An 18431-nucleotide genomic window follows, 5' to 3' on the forward strand; every position below is an offset into this window, starting at 1 on the left:
TAGACCTTAACTTCTTAATGTAGACCTTAACTTCTTAATGTTAAAATAAAAATGAAAAAGTTTTTTATACTACTATTGATTTCGACTGTTTCATTGGCACAAAATGCAAACAGAACATTTCTGAACTTTAAAAAAGTCAACAACACCTTAGAAATAAATACTTCCGACGGAAAATATATCATACAATCTTATTCAGATAAGATTATTGAAACCGCTTTCATTCCTAATGGAGAAACTTACAATCCAGAATCTCATGCTGTTATCGTATCTCCAAAAAAAGGTAATGCTAAGATAACCAACTCCAAAAATTATATTCAATTTGCCACTAAAGGAATTGTTGCTACCATCGAAAAATCACCTTTTACAATTTCGTATTCGTATAAAACCAAAGAACTCCTATCTGAAAAAAATGGGTATACAATGAAAGATAGTACTGCTATTCTAGATTTTAATCTCGATTCATCAGAAGTTCTTTATGGCGGAGGTGCAAGAGCTTTGGGAATGAACCGCAGAGGCAATCGTTTACAATTGTATAATCGCGCACATTATGGCTATGAAACTCATTCTGAATTAATGAATTTCACCATGCCATTGGTTTTATCTTCAAAAATATATGCTGTGCATTTTGACAATGCTCCTATTGGTTACTTGGATCTAGATAGCAAAAAAAACAACACCTTGGCCTATGAAACCATTTCTGGCAGAAAAACCTATCAAGTTATTGCTGGCGATACATGGGAAGACTTAATTGGCAATTATACCTATTTAACAGGAAAACAACCGTTACCCGCCCGCTGGACGTTGGGCAATTTCTCTAGCAGATTTGGATATCACTCACAAGAGGAAGTTGAAAAAACGATCAAAAAATTTCAAGAGGATAAAATTCCTGTTGATGCAATAATTTTGGATTTGTATTGGTTTGGAAAAGAAATGAAAGGAACCATGGGGAATTTAGATTGGGATAAAGACAAATTTCCTGAGCCAAACAAAATGATTTCTGATTTAAATGAAAAAGGAGTAAATACAGTCCTAATAACGGAACCTTTTGTGCTGACAACTTCCAGCAAATGGCAAGAGGTAGCAGATAAAAAAGTTTTGGCTACCGATAAAAACGGAAAACCATTCACCTATGATTTCTATTTTGGAAATACGGGTTTAATAGATGTGTTTAAGCCAGAGGGAAAAACATGGTTTTGGGATGTGTATAAAAAATTAATAAATCAAGGTGTTGGTGGTTTATGGGGTGACTTAGGGGAACCCGAAGTTTTCCCATCAAAAGCAATTACAGTAGCCGGGAAAGCAGACGAAGTGCATAATATTTACGGACACAATTGGGCAAAATTAATCGCCGATGGCTATAAAAAGGATTTTCCTAATCAACGTCCTTTCATCTTAATGCGCGCAGGTTATTCTGGCTCACAACGTTTCGGAATGATTCCTTGGTCTGGAGATGTAAGCAGAAGTTGGGGCGGACTGCAATCACAAATGGAGATTTCGTTACAAATGGGAATGCAAGGTATGGCCTATATGCATTCTGATTTGGGTGGATTTGCTGGCGATTATTTTGATAACGAATTGTACATTCGCTGGTTGCAATACGGTGTTTTTAATCCAATTTTCCGTCCGCATGCCCACGAGGATGTTGCCGCAGAGCCTGTTTATAAAGACATTGTTACTAAAGCCAAAGCTAAAAAACAAGTGGAGTTGCGTTACCAAATGTTGCCTTATAATTATACCCTCTCTTTCGAAAACAATCAAAAAGGGCTTCCTTTAATGCGCCCTTTATTATTTGAAGAACCCGATAACAAAGCTCTTTTGAGTATTTCTGAAACCTATCTTTGGGGAAATGATTTCTTGGTAACTCCTATAACAAAAGCAGGAATTACTTCAACTTCTATTTATTTTCCAAAAAACAACAATTGGTTTGATTTCTATACAGATGAAAAACAAGTTGGTGGAACAACAAAAAACGTTACAGTAGTGGAAAATCATATTCCTGTCTTTGTTCGTGGAGGTGCCTTTATTCCGCTAATAAAAACTATTCAAAACACAACTAGCTATTCATTAACTAATTTTGATTTGCACTTTTATTATGATGAAAAAACACCATCAAGTCAGGGAAAATTGTACAATGATAATGGGCAAACTCCTAATGCTTTTGAAAAAGGCGAATATGAAATTTTGAATTTTACAAATGAGTCTAAAGACAAAATCGTGACACTTTCCATTAAAACCGAAACTGGAAAAGCCTATAAATCATCGGATAAAAATATTAGTTTACTGCTTCATAATCTAAATTCAAAAGTAAAAAAAGTAAGTGTAAACGGACAAGATACTGCATTCACTACTAAAGATAATACTATTGAAATCGCTATTGTTTCTAAAGCTAATCTCAACACTACTATTCAAATTCAATTATAAAAAACTACAAAATGAAAAGAATTCTGTTTTATACACTTTTTTCAATGACACTAGTACTAACTGGCTGCTCATCCTCTAAAAAAACAACTATGAACCCATCAAGTAAAACTCCTTTTGTTTGGGAAGGAGCCAATTTATATTTTTTATTAACGGACCGTTTTAAGGACGGAAATGAAAAAAAAGAAATCTATTTTGACCGTACAAAGACTGCTGGAAAACTACGTGGTTTTGAGGGCGGAAATATAAAAGGAGTGATTCAGAAAATCGATGACGGCTATTTTGAAAAACTAGGGATAAATGCTATTTGGCTCACGCCAATAGTAGAACAAATTCACGATGGTGTAGATGAAGGCACCGGACTTTCTTATGGATTCCATGGGTATTGGGCGCGTGATTGGACCGCTTTAGACCCTAACTTTGGCACAAAAGAAGATTTGGCTTTATTGGTTCAAAAAGCGCATGCAAAAGGTATTCGCATCGTATTGGATGGAGTTATCAATCATACTGGCCCCGTAACAACCATTGACACCGTTTGGCCAAATGATTGGGTTCGTACTGGTCCTCAATGTGATTACAAAACTTTTCAAAATACTACCGCTTGTACTTTAGTTGCCAATCTTCCCGATGTAAAAACAGAAAGCACACAAGAGGTTGCCCTTCCACCCTTCTTAATCGAAAAATGGAAAAAAGAAGGACGTTATGAAAAAGAAGTAGCTTCGCTGGATGCCTTTTTCAAAAGAACAGGATACCCAAGAACACCAAAAAATTATATTATCAAATGGTTAACGGACTACATTTCGGAATTTGGAATTGATGGTTACCGAGCAGACACTGTTAAACATACCGAAGAAGGTGTTTGGGCCGATTTCAAAACCCAATGCGAATATGCTTTTGCTGAATGGAAAAAGAATAATCCTGAAAAAGTTTTAGACAACAATCCTTTTTATACCATTGCTGAAGTCTATAATTATGGTATAAGTGGTGGACAGCTATTCGATTTTGGCGATAAAAAAGTCAACTATTATCAGAATGGATTCAACAACATGATTAATTTCGAGTTCAAATGGGATGCGCAAAAAGACTATGAATTTATCTTCTCAAAATATTCTAACAAACTCAACAACGAGTTGAAAGGATATAGCGTTTTAAACTATTTGTCATCACACGATGATGGTTCTCCTTTTGATGCTAAACGAACTAAAAGTATTGAGAGCGGAACAAAGCTATTGCTTTCTCCTGGAATTGCTCAGGTGTATTATGGAGACGAAACCGGTCGTTCATTAGTAGTTGAGGGAACACAAGGCGATGCTACTTTACGTTCTTTCATGAACTGGGATGATGTACAATCCAATCCTGAAACGCAAAAAATTCTTTCACATTGGCAAAAATTAGGACAATTTAGAAAAAATCATCCCGCTATTGGTGCTGGAATCCATCAACAAATTACAGCACAACCTTATACATTTAGTAGAACCTTTGCGAAAGATGGTTTTGTAGATAAAGTAGTGATTGGATTGGATTTACCTACAGGTTCAAAAGAACTTTCTACAGGTTCTATTTTTAGTGACGGAACAGTAGTAAAAGACACCTATTCTGGTAAAGAAGCTGTGGTTACTAATGGCAAAGTTACTATTGACAGTCCTTATACTTTTGTTTTGTTAGAATTGAAAAAATAGTTTCAAATAATTTTCATTAAAACGTCTTTAGAAATGAAGGCGTTTTTTTATGTTTACACTTTAGAATTACTATGAATTCAATCCTAAAAATAGGACATCGTGGTGCTAAAGGGCACGAGCCTGAAAACACTCTACTTTCTTTCCAAAAGGCATTAGATATGCAAGTTGACGGAATAGAATTGGATGTCCATTTGAGTGCCGATGGAGAACTCATAGTCGTTCATGACGAAAAATTAGATCGAACCACAAATGGAAAAGGCGCTGTAAATACGTTCTCTTTATTGGAACTCAAAACATTTAGAATTAATGAAGAACACAAAATACCTTCGCTCAACGAAGTTTTTGATTTGGTTGACCGACAATGCTTTATCAATGTAGAACTCAAAGGAAATGGAACAGCAAAACCTGTTGTTAACCTAATCGAACAATATATCTCAACAAAAAACTGGATTTACAATCATTTTTTAGTTTCTAGTTTCGATTGGAATGCTTTACAAGAAGTTCGTTCTCTAAATTCACAGATTCCCATAGGAATCCTTACACATACTGATTTGGATTTAGTAATCGCTTTTGCGAAATTTATCAAAGCCGAGGCCATTCATCCTCATTTTCATCTGTTAACCAAAGAAAACACGATGCAAATGCAAACTGAAGGATTAAAAGTATTTCCTTGGACTGTAAATGAAATAGAAGACATTCAAAAAATACAATCATTCAACGTAAACGGAATTATTTCCGATTTTCCTGATAGAATATTATCTCAAACCATTAAGTGAATTAAGTCAATGAAGCAACAAAACAAATAAATCATCTATGACAAAAAAAGAAATAACACAATTATCATATGAGATTATTGGGTATGCCATAAAAGTTCACAAAAAACTTGGCCCAGGTTTGTTGGAAAAAATATACGAAGAATGCTTAAAATACGAGTTAGAAAAGAATGGATATAGCGTTAAACAGCAAATTAATGTCGAAGTTGAATACTATGATTTAGAGCTATCTAATCCATTAAGATTGGATTTGTTAGTAAATGATTGTATCATAGTCGAATTGAAAACAGTTGAAAAATTTCATCCAATAGATGAAGCTAAACTATTAACCTATATGAAACTATTAAGCATTCCACAGGGTTTGCTTATTAATTTTAATACCACTAACATAACAAAATCCACAAAACCATTGGTAAACGAATATTTTTTAAGACTTGAAGATGACTAACGGTAATAAATCTTAATTCCCTTAATGGTTTAAAAATTAATTAAAACCATTAAGAAAGTTAAGTTAGTGAAGCAACGGTGTAAAAAGCTAATTTTATGACAAATTTTAACTTAACAAAATTATATTAATAAACGATTATTTTTAAGACTTGCAGACAACTAAAGGTAATAAATCTTAATTCCCTTAATGGTTTAAAAATGAACTCAAATTTCGATATAATAATAGTTGGCGGAGGTGCAGCGGGTTTTTTCACAGCGATAAATATCGTAGAAAAAAATCCAAAACTCAGGGTTGCAATTCTAGAACGAGGAAAGGAAGTCTTGTCTAAGGTTCGTATTTCTGGTGGCGGAAGATGCAACGTAACTCATGCCTGCTTTGAACCCAACGAATTAGTAAAATTCTATCCACGTGGCGAAAAAGAATTGCGAGGGCCTTTCCATCAGTTTTGTTCTGGAGATACTATAGAATGGTTTGAAAAGCATGGCGTTGAACTCAAAATTGAAGATGACGGCCGAATGTTTCCCGTATCCAATTCTTCGCAAACTATTATTGACTGTTTCCTAAAAGCCACACAAAAACTAGGAATTTCGGTTCTAACGGGACAAAGCGTCCAATCGATTTTTAGAAAAAATGGCTTTTGGAAAGTTGAAACCCAATCTGAAAACTATCTTGCAGAAAAAGTAATTCTCGCTACAGGAAGCAACCCAAAAATATGGGAAATGCTGCAAACTTTTGGTCACGCCATCGTTTCGCCAGTTCCTTCCCTATTTACTTTCAACATCAAAGATTCTCGAATTAAAGATTTACCTGGAGTATCCTCTGTGGTTTCTGTAAAAGTAAAAGACACCAAACTTAGCGCTACAGGACCTTTGCTGATTACGCATTGGGGCATGAGCGGTCCTGCGATTTTGAAACTATCTGCTTGGGGCGCACGAATTTTACACGACAAAAACTATCAATTTACCATTTACGTCAATTGGTTGAATGATGTAGATACCGAAGATGCTGAAAAAATACTAAAAGACTTAAAACAAGAACATGCTAAAAAAGCGGTTTCTAAAAAATCACCTTTTAAGTTCCCAAACCGTTTGTGGGAAAGTTTGGTTTTGGCTTCAGGAATTGAAGTAGAGACTAAATGGGCCGATTTGTCCAAAAACCAACTGCAAAACTTGACCCAACAATTGACAAATGCAACTTTTCAAGTGCATGGAAAAAGCACTTTTAAAGAAGAATTTGTAACCGCTGGCGGTATTGATTTAAAGGAAATCAACTTTAAGACCATGGAAAGCAAATTACACAAAAATCTCTATTTTGCTGGAGAAATTGTAAATATTGATGCCATTACGGGCGGATTTAATTTCCAGAATGCTTGGACAAGTGGGTTTATTGTGGCGAGTGCTATTGTAAGTTAACTATCTATTCAACCACCAAATACTGATATTCAAAACACTAGCAAAACTTACCCAAAGCAAATAGGGTATAAATAAATAACCCGCAATTTTATCAATTTTTCCAAATTTGATGTACGTTTCATAAATCATCAACCAAAGCAGAATAATTTCGATTCCAGCCAACATAGGGTTTCGCAATCCAAAAAACAACAACGACCACAGTGCATTTAAGCCCAACTGTATCGAAAAAAACAACAAGGCTTTTCTAACGGCTTCTCTTTCAAAATCCATACGGCTCCAAACCAAACCTGCAGCAATTCCCATCATGATGTACAAGGTACTCCAAACGGGTGCAAACACCCAACTTGGTGGGTTAAAACTAGGTTTTACTAACGTTGGAAACCATGTTAACACACTGGAACGCGTTACCATTCCTGAGATATAACCAACACCAACACAGGTCAAAACAAAAATTAGAATTTTTACGTACTTGTTCATGATATTATTTTTATCAAATTTACTCAATTATATTTCGATTCTACAAATAAAGAAATGAAGGTATACATCAAAAAAGTATCTTTGCTTAAAATTTTACAATTCATGTTTTCAGCAAACGATTTTATTCCGAAAAACTATTCTTACTCTGTAGAGCAAGGACATTTTACTTGGAGTGCACCCAGTAATATTGCTTTAGTAAAATATTGGGGGAAAAAGGACAATCACCCGAGCCTAAAAGGCGAACTGGCGAAGCAAATTCCAGCGAATCCGTCGGTAAGTTTTACTTTGAATCACTGCAAAACGATTACCAGATTGGATTTTACCAAAAAGGAAAATGACGGAAGTTTTTCTTTTGATTTGCTTTTTGAAGGAAAACCAAAAGAAGATTTCAAACCAAAAATTCAAAAATTTTTAGAGCGAATTGAACGCTATTTGCCTTTTTTAAAAAACTATCATTTTACGATTGATACTCAAAATACGTTTCCACACAGTTCAGGAATTGCTTCATCGGCATCAGGCATGGCAGCCTTAGCAATGAATTTTATGAGTTTAGAAAAAGCATTACAACCAGAAATGACCGATGATTATTTCTATCACAAAGCGTCTTTTTTAGCCCGTTTAGGCTCTGGGAGTGCTTGCAGAAGCATAAAAGGAAGTGTTGTCGTTTGGGGTAATCATAGCAATACCAAAGGAAGTTCTGATTTGTTTGGAGTTGAATTTCCGAATACTATTCATGATGCTTTCAAAAACTATCAAGATACCATTTTACTGGTTGATAAAGGCGAAAAACAAGTTTCAAGCACCGTTGGTCATGATTTAATGCATAACCATCCTTTTGCCGAAAGACGATTTGTTCAAGCCCACGAAAATCTCAGTAATCTTTCAACAATTCTTCAAAACGGAAATCTAGACGAGTTTATCCAAATTGTAGAAAGCGAAGCCTTGACTTTACACGCCATGATGATGACATCCATGCCCTACTTCATTTTGATGAAGCCTAAAACTTTAGAAATCATTAATGCGATTTGGAGGTTCAGAAATGAGACAAAAATACCCGTTTGTTTTACCCTTGACGCGGGAGCAAACGTCCATGTTTTGTATCCAAAAAGCAATTGTGAAAAAGTTTTGCAATTTATTCAGGACGAATTAGTTGGCTATTGTCAAAATGCTCAGTACATTTGTGACCAAATTGGTTTTGGAGCTCAATTGATAATTGATAAATAAAAATATGAAAGGACCATTATTTTATTCTAAAATTCTTTTATTCGGTGAATACGGGATTATTAAAGATTCTAAAGGTTTGTCCATCCCATACAACTTCTACAATGGCGCTTTGAAAGTAGATGAAAATCCATCGCCAGAAGCCATTCAATCCAATGCAAGTTTAAGACGATTTGTAACCTATTTGGAGCAATTACAAAAAGACCAACCCGATTTAGTCACTTTCAACATAAACCTCTTAAAAACAGATGTAGAACGCGGTATGTACTTTGATTCTAGTATTCCACAAGGATATGGTGTTGGAAGTAGTGGTGCTTTAGTTGCGGCTATTTATGACAAATATGCTCATACTAAAATAACCGTTCTTGAAAACCTAACTCGCGAAAAGTTACTACAATTAAAAAATATATTTTCTCAAATGGAGAGTTTTTTCCACGGAAAAAGTTCGGGTTTAGATCCTCTAAACAGCTATTTGAGTATTCCTATCTTAATCAATTCTAAAGACAATATTGAAGCAACTGGAATCCCAACTCAAAGTTTGGATGGTAAAGGTGCCGTATTTTTGTTAGACTCAGGCATTGTGGGCGAAACTGCTCCGATGGTCAATATTTTCATGGAAAACCTTAAAGATAAGGGATTTCGTACCATGTTAAAAACACAATTTGTAAAATACACTGATGCTTGTGTCGAAAACTTTCTGGGTGGTGATGTAAAATCACTATTTGCCAATACTAAAAAATTATCAAAAGTAGTTTTGAATAATTTTAAACCAATGATTCCAGAACAATTTCATGGAATTTGGCAAAAAGGAATTGACACCAACGATTATTACCTAAAATTATGCGGTTCAGGTGGTGGTGGTTACATCCTAGGGTTTACAGAAGATTTAGAAAAGGCAAAAAAATCTTTAAAAGACTATAAACTGGAAGTGGTTTATCAATTTTAAAATCGCTTCTTAACTTTAAATTCCTTACATGTTAAGCCGAAAGAACAAATTGCTTCTTCTAAAAATTGCCAGTTTGTTTTCTGTGGTTCGTGGCTATAACATTCCTATTATTGTATTGGCTCAGTACCTGTCTGCTATTTTTATTTTAGCTCCTGAGAAACGGGCACTACACATCGTACTTGATTTTAATTTATTTATTTTGGTACTTGCCTCAAGCCTAACTATCGCTTCAGGCTATATTATTAATAGTTTTTACGACAGTAAAAAAGATTTAATCAACAGGCCTAATAAATCCCAACTCGATCGTCTGGTGAGCCAAAAGATAAAACTATACGTTTACTTTTCCCTTAATTTCTTTGTGGTACTGATTGCTTTTTTTGTTTCAGGACGGGCTGTTGTATTCTTTTCTGTTTATATTTTCCTGATTTGGTTCTATTCTCATAAAATCAAAAAATACCCCATCATAGGAAATTTGATGGCAGCGTTTCTGGCGGTTTTGCCTTTTTTTGGAATTCTGTTGTATTATAAAAATTTTTACGAAGTCATCTTTTTTCATGCTAGCTTCCTCTTTCTATTGCTCTTAATTCGGGAAATGATAAAGGATTTAGAAAACATCAAAGGTGATTTAGCCAACAATTATCAAACCATTCCAATTGTTCATGGAGAATTGGTTTCTAAAAAAATAATTACGGTGTTATTACTATTGACCGTTATTCCGGTGTATTATTTAATCAACATTTTTGATGTTGGGTATATGGATATCTATTTCTATATTGGATTTATGATTATGATTTTCTTTGGTATTCAACTTTGGAAATCGGAGACTAGAGAGCAATTTGTACAACTGCACAACATTTTGAAATTCCTTATTGTTGCTGGCGTGTTTTGCATCATACTCATTAACCCGAGTATTCTATGGCATGGTAAAAAATTACTGCAAGCTATTTAATTCTACTACTCCTTTTCTTCTATCTAGATATTTTTAGCCCCGACCTGTCTGCCGACAGGCAGATAGTAGTGGAAATCCTTTTGCTTTTTTGATTGCTTCGCAAACTCGCAATGACAAAAAAGCAAAAGATTGAAACGTATAGCGGACACGAGCGCAGCGAACTGACGAAGTAAAAAAGCTCCTGAAAAAACGAATCTAAATGCCTATCTTTGCACACACGAGCCCAAAAAAGGGCGAACTGACGAAGTAAATTACAGCATATATGACTAATACAGGAGGCAATAATAAAAGAGGCGGAACAAGAACCAATAGTTCTAGACCTAATTCGAACAAGCCAACCCGAGGAGGATCCGAACGGAGCGGAGCTAAACCTGCCATGCCAAAACGCGCTCAAGGGCCAAAAAAAGTAAAATCTACCACTAAATTTGATGCTACTTCTAACGCAAAGTCGGAGAAAAAACCCAATCAAGCTTCAAAAAGACCAAAAGCAGCAGATGAAATTCGGTTGAATAAATACATTGCCAACTCTGGAGTATGCTCGCGTCGTGATGCTGATATTTATATTCAGTCAGGAAATGTAAAAGTGAATGGAGTTGCTATTACAGAAATGGGGTATATGGTAAAGCCAGGCGATGTGGTGAACTTTGACGGGGCAACGCTAACTCCTGAAAAGAAAGAATATATTTTGTTGAATAAACCCAAAAACTTTACTACAGCCCTAGACGAAGGACAAGAATATAGAAATGTTCTTGAACTGGTTAAAGGCTCGACAACTGCCAAAATTTCGGCAGTGGGAAGAATGGATAAAAATACTACTGGTCTTTTGCTTTTTACTAATGATACCGATTTGATTCGGAAGTTTACCTTGCCGAACCAAAAGTCATCTAAGATTTATCAGGTGTCGCTAGATAAAAACTTGAAATATGAAGATTTGGAGAAAATTGCTGGCGGCGTGACCCTAGACGGACATCGCCTTTATGTGGAAGAAATTAGTTATATTGAAAATGAGCCTAAAACAGAAATAGGTCTCAAACTAAGAACGTCAAATGTAAAGGTAGTTCGCGCCATTTTTGAAAACTTTCAATATGATGTTTTGCGAATAGATAGAGTAGCCTTTGCTGGATTAACCAAGAAAAATCTACCCAGAGGAAACTGGCGTTATTTGACAGAACAGGAAATTATCAATTTAAAGAATGTATAAAGCAGACATATTTAAAACAAAAAAAGCTTCTTAATGAGAAGCTTTTTTTTGTGCGGATAATAGTAATCGAACTCTTAATTAACCGAAATTTAAAAAAATTAAAAAATCCCTTATTTAAATAGACATAACAGTGTTTTTTGTGTTATTTTAACTACTATTAATTTGCCAAAATTAACAACAATTAATAAATTTAGGGGAATATACGGGGAATGAAAAATGTTCTATATTTGTAAAAACCAAAAAATATGGCTACAGGTAATTTTAGAATTAAAACTAGTAACGATTGGAACACGATTTTTTATAGATTTAAACATGGTAAGTTAATCGATATTGAACGTTCCATAGGAATACAAATTCCAAATAAAAGATGGAGTGAATCAAAACAAGAAGTTTTAGCTACAACTGATGTTAATTATCAAGAAATTAATAATAAACTAAAAGAACTTAATACCTACATCCGAAAAGAATTTAGCGATGCAACACTTAAAGCCGAAACAGTAAATACAAATTGGCTACAAGAGAAAATAAGCATTTTTTTTAATAGAGTAACTGACAATGAGGAGGTAAATGCAAGCATCTTTTTAACCAACTATATTGACGCTTTTATTGAAGACTCTAAATCTAAAAAAACAAGAAATAATACACCTATAAAACCAAGAACAATACAACACTATAACACTACTTTAAATAAAATTTTAGCTTTTGAAAAGCATACTAGAAGCAAAATTAAACTTATGGATATTACCCTGTCATTTCATAACAAATTTGTTGAATTCTTAGAAAAAGAACAAAAACTAAATCCTAATACGATTGGCGGCTATGTTGACGATCTTAAATTATTTTGTAACAATGCAGACAAAAAAGGCCACACAATTTCAAAGGAATTTAAACTTACAGAATTTTATTCGCCAACAAATAAAACAAACGACATTTACCTCAAGGAAGATGAAATAAATGCCATATACAATAAAGTTTTCGTGCAAGACTATTTAGACAATGCTAGAGATTGGTTTATTATTGGTTTAAGAACTGGATTTAGGATTTCCGACTTCCTAAAACTAACAAAAAAGAACCTTGTAGATGGTTTTATAGAGAAACAAACAATCAAAACAGACTTTCCTGTTATTATTCCAATTCACAATCAAGTAAATGCTATTTTAGAAAAAAGAAATGGAAGTTTCCCAAGAAAAATTAGTGATCAAAAATTTAATGATTACATCAAAATTATTTGTGAGGAAGTCGGATTTAAAGAGGTCGTTGAGGGTGCAAAGATTTCAGAAATTACAATCGAAAAAAATGGTAAAAAAGAAACAATACACCGAAAACAAGTTGGTAAATTTCCAAAACACGAATTAGTAACTTCACATATTTGCAGACGCTCATTTGCAACCAATCTATATGGGAAAATTGACACTCTTACTATTATGAAAATTACTGGTCATAAAACCGAAGCTCAATTTTTAAGCTACATAAAAATTACTCCCAAAGAATATGCAGAAAAGTTAAAAGCATATTGGAAAAATTCAACAATTATTTAATGTTCCTACAGTTGGCTTTAATAATTATTGAGTAAATTCGGCGAATATTTGTTCCAATTCTTCAGTTGGATGAAAACCCGATTCTATCTTTTCATGTATAAATAAACCATCTTCATAAGTTATTTCAGTTAGTGCATGAGGTAATTCCACATTGGAAATTACTTCCCGAAGTTCAGCAATAGGTACGGGAATATGTTCTCCATCCTCTCTTTCTCTCCATACAAAGGCAGACTTTGTCATTACATATAGAGTTTGTCTATCTCTAGAAAATCCGCTTTTTACGACTATATATTCTCCATTATGATTTTTAAAGAACGGAGTTCCCTCTTTCAAACTTTCATGATATGCTATTAATGGATTACCTTTAAACGCTTGAGGAGTGCTTGGATATTCGTTTGGTTTATCATTGGGAAAAATAACACGTTGAGCTGCATTAGGAGTTTTAGACATCATGTAGTTGGGTTGTATGCCAGATGGACTATGAACGATTTCTCGATTAAATATCCATTCTCCCAACGAACCTCCTTTTAAGGTCTTGTAACTATTTGCCCAAGATAACATTCGTTCTAAGCTTATTTTTGCCTCTTCTACTGAAACTGCACACATCCAGTTATAGTTTGGATCTAGAAACTTGTCCCGAAATTTCGAAGGATCGGCAAGAAATGCTTCAACGCTTCCACAAATAATTTCAATACGTCTTGATGTAATTGGATTAAGTAAAATATTCTCTAATCTTGTTACCCAACGTAGATTGTCAGGTCGATTATTTTGTTTGTTCGTGTCAATATGGTCAACAACATGTTCTTTTGTTGGAGGTTCACCATGAAATGCGGTCGCTACTATTCTGTGAATTCGGATAGAAGCAATTTCTAAATAGCCTGTTTTACTGTTCAGTATACCAAATATCCATTTATTGTCGGTCGGTCTTGCTCGTCTTCCGTCAAGTGGATAGCGAAATACTGCTCCATTATCACGAACAGAATAGCGTTCATTTTTGTAAATGCATTCTTTTTCGAGTTTAAAGTTTTCTATGTCAATCATCTCTACTCTTAAAATTTTTATAAATTACATGTTCTTTTTACAGTACGTTGCTGTATGTTGAGTGCTAATTAATTTTAATTAAAGCTTTCTTTAGCTCCCCTCTTTTATAATAAACTCTATTACCAATGCCGTAGGCTGTAATCTTACCTTTTTTTGTCCAATTCCATAACGTAGTATGATTAATTTTTAACAACTCAGCCGTTTCGGTTCTGGTTAGTAACTGTACGTTATTTTGCTTTGAAATAAGTATTGCAATCCTAGCTTCTATCTTATCCGCCAATTTATCAGCAATGATTTCTGTTAACTCTTCAACTGAAATGCTTTCTAATTGTACTATTTCCTTTTTAATCATTGCCAATATATTTTTAACGTTTTCGGGCTTTGCGTTCGGGCGGGTTTCGGAGCACAAAACAGTCAACCAGCACTGAACTTGAATAGAAGCACAAAGCTTCAAGTTTGCACGTCCACCCGCCTGACGCAAAACCCGTGTTAACTGCAGTTTTTTATTTTATGTATTTGTTAATTTCAAATTTAAATAGTTCTGATTGATTTGCTAAAAAGTTTTTAAATAGTTCATTAGAAACTAAATTTCCATTTTGGTCGAAAGAAATATTTTGTAATTGATTGTTTTCTTTTAATACTCTCGTAATACTTGGCCCTAATCCAATTCTAGTTAGGTTGATTACATTTTCATCATCAGTTCCATAAACGGCTAAAAAGTAGGCATTTTTTGTTATTAGTTCAAAATCATAAAGAAATGTTATTAGCTTTTTTAATTTAAAACTTACAAAATCTTCTTCCAGCTTTATTTTTACTAAAGATATATTTGCTAGTTGCTGTCTATTCTTTCCATGTAAATTTACATATACTTCTTGTAGATATTCACTGTTTCGATATTTCGGTGATGGGTTAACTATTTCTCCAAAAGAACTACCAATAAATAAATGGCTATCATTTTCATCTTGAGCTTTGGCTTCAAAATATTTTAATGTGTTTTTTATTTTATCTCTTAAACTTAGTAGTTGTATTATATCAATATAATTTTTATAGTAGTTCCTAGCTTTTTCATTTTTCAAACGTTCGATTTCGTAATCTTTAATTTGATTCTCAATATTCAATATAAAAACCTCATAAATAGTGGAAATTACATCGTTTCTGTCTGAAATTATTTTGAAATTTTCAATAACTGATGGAATCACAGATTCCATATTCCAATAAAAATCATCAATATTATTTTCAATAAAGCTATACTTAATTCTACTCTCTAAAGATGTATCTTTTTCATTGATTAAAAATTCTGTAAATTTTATTAGTTTACTATCTTTTTCTTTTTGTTTTGTAAGTTCTTCTTTCGATAATTTAAGTTCTTCAACATTATAATTGTCTAATAAAGGATTTTTGTTTTCATCTTTAAAAGTATGTTCTCTTAATAAAGAAAGTTTATTGGACATATCACTTTTTTTGTCAGTAAATTCTATAGAATCAACAAAATGTATAAGAGATATAAGTTTTGATAACGAACTCTGAAAAACATAATTCAATCTATTAACTCGTCCAATTAAATTATTTAAGTCCTTTACATTTAATCCGTAGGTTGATGTAATAAACAATGTTTCAATAGGAAAGTTAATACCTTCTAATATTACAGAGTTAGCAATAATAAATTTTAAGTTCTGAATTTCTTTATACTGATATTCGAGATATTCTTTAAGAATAGTTGGCTGTTTACCATGTAAATAGATAATCCCTTTTTTTATCAATTCAACCAAGTCAATATCTTCTGATATTTCGTTTGCAATAGTAATTGATATTCTATTTAAATTCTCGTTTTCAATAACTTCAAGCGACAAGGATAGTTTTTTTGCAATTCCCTCTACATTTTTTGGTCGATAATTATATATGAAATTCTTTTCTTGTGCTTTTGCAATTATGTAATCGTTAAATTGAATATTTTTGTCAACTTGATATAGCTCATCAGAAAATCTATTATATAAAGAGAGTTTCCCCTTTTTATCTAAATAAAAAACATCATATGCTTTTAAGTTATGTTTTATACTACTTTCAAATATTTGTCCTTCAGATGTGAATTTTGTCTTTAAGTTTTTAGAATCATTAATTAGCGGAGATAGATATAATAATCTTTGATTTGTATTCTTTTTATAGTTTAGCATTATAAACCTTGACAATAGATGATTTCTGCTATTGTTTTTCAGAATATTATGTGCTTCATCAATAAATAATATATCAAATGAAACATCATAATTATTGATTAGTCTTGTCGCTCTTTCTTGAGTTAAAACACCTATAAACCTATCCTCTCCATTGTACATTTCATCATGTAAAACAAGCTTATAATTTAAGTCTAAATTTCTAACATCAATGTAAGTTTGGGTTATAAGTGATTTCGTTGGAACAATAATCGCAATCTTGGAAAAGTCATTTTGTTTGATTACTTCACGAATTATTGAGCTTTTCCCAAATGAGGTTGGGGCAATGTATGCAGAATCTTCTGTTTTAATCCTTTCTAAAATTTCTTTCGATCTATTATGTTGTTCAACAGTTTCAATATAATTTGAATTGTTGTACAATTTTCTTATCTCATGGTTAATTATAGATTCATGTAAATATTGTTCATCTAATAAATTATTAGTCAAAATAAACTCAGAAATTGGATAAAAGCCTATTTGTAATGATATGTCATAAAGAGGTCTAAAATCGTTTTTTACTAAGCTATATTTCAAAACCATATAATAAGCTATGTTGAAACATCCTCTTAATCTCTTGTCATTATTGTAATATCTAAAGAATATTAATGATGCAGAAAGTATAAATTGAGATTCCTCAAAAGTTAGTTGAGTATTGAATATTAGTTTTTTAAAACAGTTGATAAACTCTTCGTTATTTTTCAAGGTGCTTAACTGCCTTTTCTCTACACTTGTAATTTTACTCATCTAAATAATTTATAAAATTTTGAATAGTGTTTTTGTTCAAACATAGTACGTTTAAGTTTTTACTCTTATAGCTATTTGTTAGGGCAGTTATTTTAGCAACGAGATCGTCTTTATCAATAATAGTGTATCTAGCCCCTAAAAAAATTGTAGAACTAGGAATTAAATTGTAGTTTTTAATTTCGCCAAATTTTTTAGCAACATATTCTTTTGATAGTTTCTTCAAAGTTTTTGAAATGGTATCATTAAAATTCACAGACCTAAGAGTAGAATGATGATAAGCATTCTTCCATGGATTATTAGTCGTATTTAAGCCTTCAATTTTCTTTTTTAAGTCATTATATGCTTCGCTGATGTTAGAATTATGCGTAGCATCTAGAGTTGTTTCCAAAGAAGATTTACTTTCATAAATGTAAAACTCATTATCAATCCCATACAAACCGTCAAATCCTTTTTTCATGCCTTTTTCTTCCAAGTTGCTAAAGAGAAAATGTTGGTTGAATTTGTTTGCACGTAAATACAGATGGCAAATGAACTCAGATATTATTCCATTTTTTTGTAAATCAGTCTTTTTATCTAATAAGCTTTTGAGTTCTATTTTTGTGGTTTTTATATCGTTACTACTTTCTATAACTTCATTGTCTCCATTCCAAATTTGGTGTATGTTTCTTTCAATATAATCCTTTAATCTTGGAGAATACGAATCAATGTTTATGACGTGAAGAGTAATCTGTCCTGATATTTTGATTTTATATCTTCCAAACATTTGTTTGTCTTGTTGGTTAAAATTGCAGTTAACTTGTATATAGGCCAAACAAACCTTCGTATATACACCAAAAATTAGGTAGATAGGCGAAGGTTTTTTTCGCTTTGTGTTAAAATCAAATATATTAATTCTTTTTTACAAATCATCAGACGGACTCTTTATTTGCTGGATGCTTTATGTCTAAAACTGTAAGTCTAGTTTCATTATTACAAATGGGATAAACACCATAGTTTTTAACAAAATTCGATATAAAGTGGCTCTCCAAATCCTCAATTCTGAACTTCCATACATTTTGCAATATTTCAAAATTTATGTAGGTAAAATATAATGGTTCTATTTTTCTGTAATTAATTAGTCCAATGTTCTTCGATTTACCTTCAAAATGACTAAGTAATCTACTCCCGATGCTGTTAGTTTTTCTTTCGCTCATACCTATATATAATAATTTGGATTTTGCAAAAGGGTATTGAATATCAATTGATTTACTAAAAATAAAATACAATACAGCTAAACCATTCAAAGGTCTAATATTAGAAGCTTCAAATTTTTTTGGTTCATCGAAATAGATAGTAATTTCATTTTCCATACCTAAAAACACATTAAATTTTACATTT

Annotated in this window: 16 protein-coding genes; 10 read left to right on the plus strand and 6 right to left on the minus strand. The window is 32.7% G+C overall.

What is annotated here, in order from left to right; genetic code table 11:
- Positions 1-51 precede the first annotated feature (51 nt).
- The 5 genes from AC23L6_RS08410 (at position 52) to AC23L6_RS08430 (ending at position 6730) form a co-directional block, all read left to right on the plus strand.
- A complete protein-coding gene (locus AC23L6_RS08410) occupies positions 52-2421 on the plus strand; it encodes a glycoside hydrolase family 31 protein (RefSeq protein WP_487561723.1) in 2370 nt (789 codons plus the stop codon).
- Between the two features lie 11 nt (positions 2422-2432).
- Positions 2433-4097 (plus strand): alpha-amylase family glycosyl hydrolase, encoded by a 1665-nt coding sequence (locus AC23L6_RS08415; RefSeq protein ID WP_487561724.1) that lies wholly within the window; start codon positions 2433-2435, stop codon positions 4095-4097.
- A gap of 71 nt (positions 4098-4168) precedes the next feature.
- The gene (locus tag AC23L6_RS08420) at positions 4169-4873 is read left to right on the plus strand and encodes a glycerophosphodiester phosphodiesterase (RefSeq protein WP_487561725.1); all 705 of its coding nucleotides are present in this window, start codon (positions 4169-4171) and stop codon (positions 4871-4873) included.
- A 37-nt stretch (positions 4874-4910) separates the two neighbouring features.
- Positions 4911-5318 (plus strand): GxxExxY protein, encoded by a 408-nt coding sequence (locus AC23L6_RS08425; RefSeq protein WP_487561726.1) that lies wholly within the window; start codon positions 4911-4913, stop codon positions 5316-5318.
- A gap of 197 nt (positions 5319-5515) precedes the next feature.
- Positions 5516-6730 (plus strand): BaiN/RdsA family NAD(P)/FAD-dependent oxidoreductase, encoded by a 1215-nt coding sequence (locus AC23L6_RS08430; RefSeq protein ID WP_487561727.1) that lies wholly within the window; start codon positions 5516-5518, stop codon positions 6728-6730.
- Here the strand turns inward: AC23L6_RS08430 and AC23L6_RS08435 are convergent, their stop codons facing one another.
- A complete protein-coding gene (locus AC23L6_RS08435) occupies positions 6731-7207 on the minus strand; it encodes a TspO/MBR family protein (RefSeq protein WP_487561728.1) in 477 nt (158 codons plus the stop codon). It abuts the gene before it with no gap.
- Positions 7208-7309: 102 nt separating this feature from the next.
- Here AC23L6_RS08435 and AC23L6_RS08440 point away from each other — a divergent pair, with 102 nt between their 5' ends.
- From AC23L6_RS08440 to AC23L6_RS08460, 5 genes are all read left to right on the plus strand, one after another.
- Positions 7310-8431 (plus strand): diphosphomevalonate decarboxylase, encoded by a 1122-nt coding sequence (locus tag AC23L6_RS08440; RefSeq protein WP_487561729.1) that lies wholly within the window; start codon positions 7310-7312, stop codon positions 8429-8431.
- A gap of 4 nt (positions 8432-8435) precedes the next feature.
- Positions 8436-9374 (plus strand): mevalonate kinase family protein, encoded by a 939-nt coding sequence (locus AC23L6_RS08445; protein WP_487561730.1) that lies wholly within the window; start codon positions 8436-8438, stop codon positions 9372-9374.
- Positions 9375-9402: 28 nt separating this feature from the next.
- Positions 9403-10323 carry a geranylgeranylglycerol-phosphate geranylgeranyltransferase gene (locus AC23L6_RS08450; RefSeq protein ID WP_487561731.1) on the plus strand — a complete coding sequence of 307 codons (921 nt, stop codon included), beginning with the start codon at positions 9403-9405 and terminating at the stop codon, positions 10321-10323.
- A gap of 262 nt (positions 10324-10585) precedes the next feature.
- Positions 10586-11524: a pseudouridine synthase gene (locus AC23L6_RS08455; RefSeq protein ID WP_487561732.1), complete on the plus strand. Its 939-nt coding sequence runs from the start codon at positions 10586-10588 to the stop codon at positions 11522-11524.
- A 245-nt stretch (positions 11525-11769) separates the two neighbouring features.
- Positions 11770-13062 carry a phage integrase SAM-like domain-containing protein gene (locus AC23L6_RS08460; protein WP_487561733.1) on the plus strand — a complete coding sequence of 431 codons (1293 nt, stop codon included), beginning with the start codon at positions 11770-11772 and terminating at the stop codon, positions 13060-13062.
- Between the two features lie 24 nt (positions 13063-13086).
- Here the strand turns inward: AC23L6_RS08460 and AC23L6_RS08465 are convergent, their stop codons facing one another.
- From AC23L6_RS08465 to AC23L6_RS08485, 5 genes are all read right to left on the minus strand, one after another.
- Entirely contained in the window at positions 13087-14103 is a 1017-nt protein-coding gene (locus tag AC23L6_RS08465; RefSeq protein WP_487561734.1) for an HNH endonuclease signature motif containing protein, read from the minus strand.
- A gap of 64 nt (positions 14104-14167) precedes the next feature.
- Positions 14168-14455, minus strand: a complete 288-nt coding sequence (locus AC23L6_RS08470) for a helix-turn-helix domain-containing protein (protein WP_487561735.1) — start codon at positions 14453-14455, stop codon at positions 14168-14170.
- Between the two features lie 151 nt (positions 14456-14606).
- Positions 14607-17054, minus strand: coding sequence for a DEAD/DEAH box helicase (locus tag AC23L6_RS08475; RefSeq protein WP_487561736.1), 2448 nt, complete (start codon positions 17052-17054; stop codon positions 14607-14609).
- Entirely contained in the window at positions 17047-17817 is a 771-nt protein-coding gene (locus AC23L6_RS08480; protein WP_487561737.1) for a hypothetical protein, read from the minus strand. Before AC23L6_RS08480 ends, AC23L6_RS08475 begins: the two co-directional genes overlap by 8 nt.
- Before the next feature lie 145 nt (positions 17818-17962).
- Positions 17963-18403, minus strand: coding sequence for a hypothetical protein (locus tag AC23L6_RS08485; protein WP_487561738.1), 441 nt, complete (start codon positions 18401-18403; stop codon positions 17963-17965).
- Positions 18404-18431: the final 28 nt, after the last annotated feature.

Source organism: Flavobacterium sp. R1_16, from assembly GCF_057652095.1.

Bases quoted from the DNA above. Each gene is read 5' to 3' on its own strand.
- AC23L6_RS08410 (WP_487561723.1), top strand. From the start codon at position 52: ATGAAAAAGTTTTTTATACTACTATTGATTTCGACTGTTTCATTGGCA.
- AC23L6_RS08415 (WP_487561724.1), top strand. From the start codon at position 2,433: ATGAAAAGAATTCTGTTTTATACACTTTTTTCAATGACACTAGTACTA.
- AC23L6_RS08420 (WP_487561725.1), top strand. From the start codon at position 4,169: ATGAATTCAATCCTAAAAATAGGACATCGTGGTGCTAAAGGGCACGAG.
- AC23L6_RS08425 (WP_487561726.1), top strand. From the start codon at position 4,911: ATGACAAAAAAAGAAATAACACAATTATCATATGAGATTATTGGGTAT.
- AC23L6_RS08430 (WP_487561727.1), top strand. From the start codon at position 5,516: ATGAACTCAAATTTCGATATAATAATAGTTGGCGGAGGTGCAGCGGGT.
- AC23L6_RS08435 (WP_487561728.1), bottom strand. From the start codon at position 7,207: ATGAACAAGTACGTAAAAATTCTAATTTTTGTTTTGACCTGTGTTGGT.
- AC23L6_RS08440 (WP_487561729.1), top strand. From the start codon at position 7,310: ATGTTTTCAGCAAACGATTTTATTCCGAAAAACTATTCTTACTCTGTA.
- AC23L6_RS08445 (WP_487561730.1), top strand. From the start codon at position 8,436: ATGAAAGGACCATTATTTTATTCTAAAATTCTTTTATTCGGTGAATAC.
- AC23L6_RS08450 (WP_487561731.1), top strand. From the start codon at position 9,403: ATGTTAAGCCGAAAGAACAAATTGCTTCTTCTAAAAATTGCCAGTTTG.
- AC23L6_RS08455 (WP_487561732.1), top strand. From the start codon at position 10,586: ATGACTAATACAGGAGGCAATAATAAAAGAGGCGGAACAAGAACCAAT.
- AC23L6_RS08460 (WP_487561733.1), top strand. From the start codon at position 11,770: ATGGCTACAGGTAATTTTAGAATTAAAACTAGTAACGATTGGAACACG.
- AC23L6_RS08465 (WP_487561734.1), bottom strand. From the start codon at position 14,103: ATGATTGACATAGAAAACTTTAAACTCGAAAAAGAATGCATTTACAAA.
- AC23L6_RS08470 (WP_487561735.1), bottom strand. From the start codon at position 14,455: ATGATTAAAAAGGAAATAGTACAATTAGAAAGCATTTCAGTTGAAGAG.
- AC23L6_RS08475 (WP_487561736.1), bottom strand. From the start codon at position 17,054: ATGAGTAAAATTACAAGTGTAGAGAAAAGGCAGTTAAGCACCTTGAAA.
- AC23L6_RS08480 (WP_487561737.1), bottom strand. From the start codon at position 17,817: ATGTTTGGAAGATATAAAATCAAAATATCAGGACAGATTACTCTTCAC.
- AC23L6_RS08485 (WP_487561738.1), bottom strand. From the start codon at position 18,403: ATGGAAAATGAAATTACTATCTATTTCGATGAACCAAAAAAATTTGAA.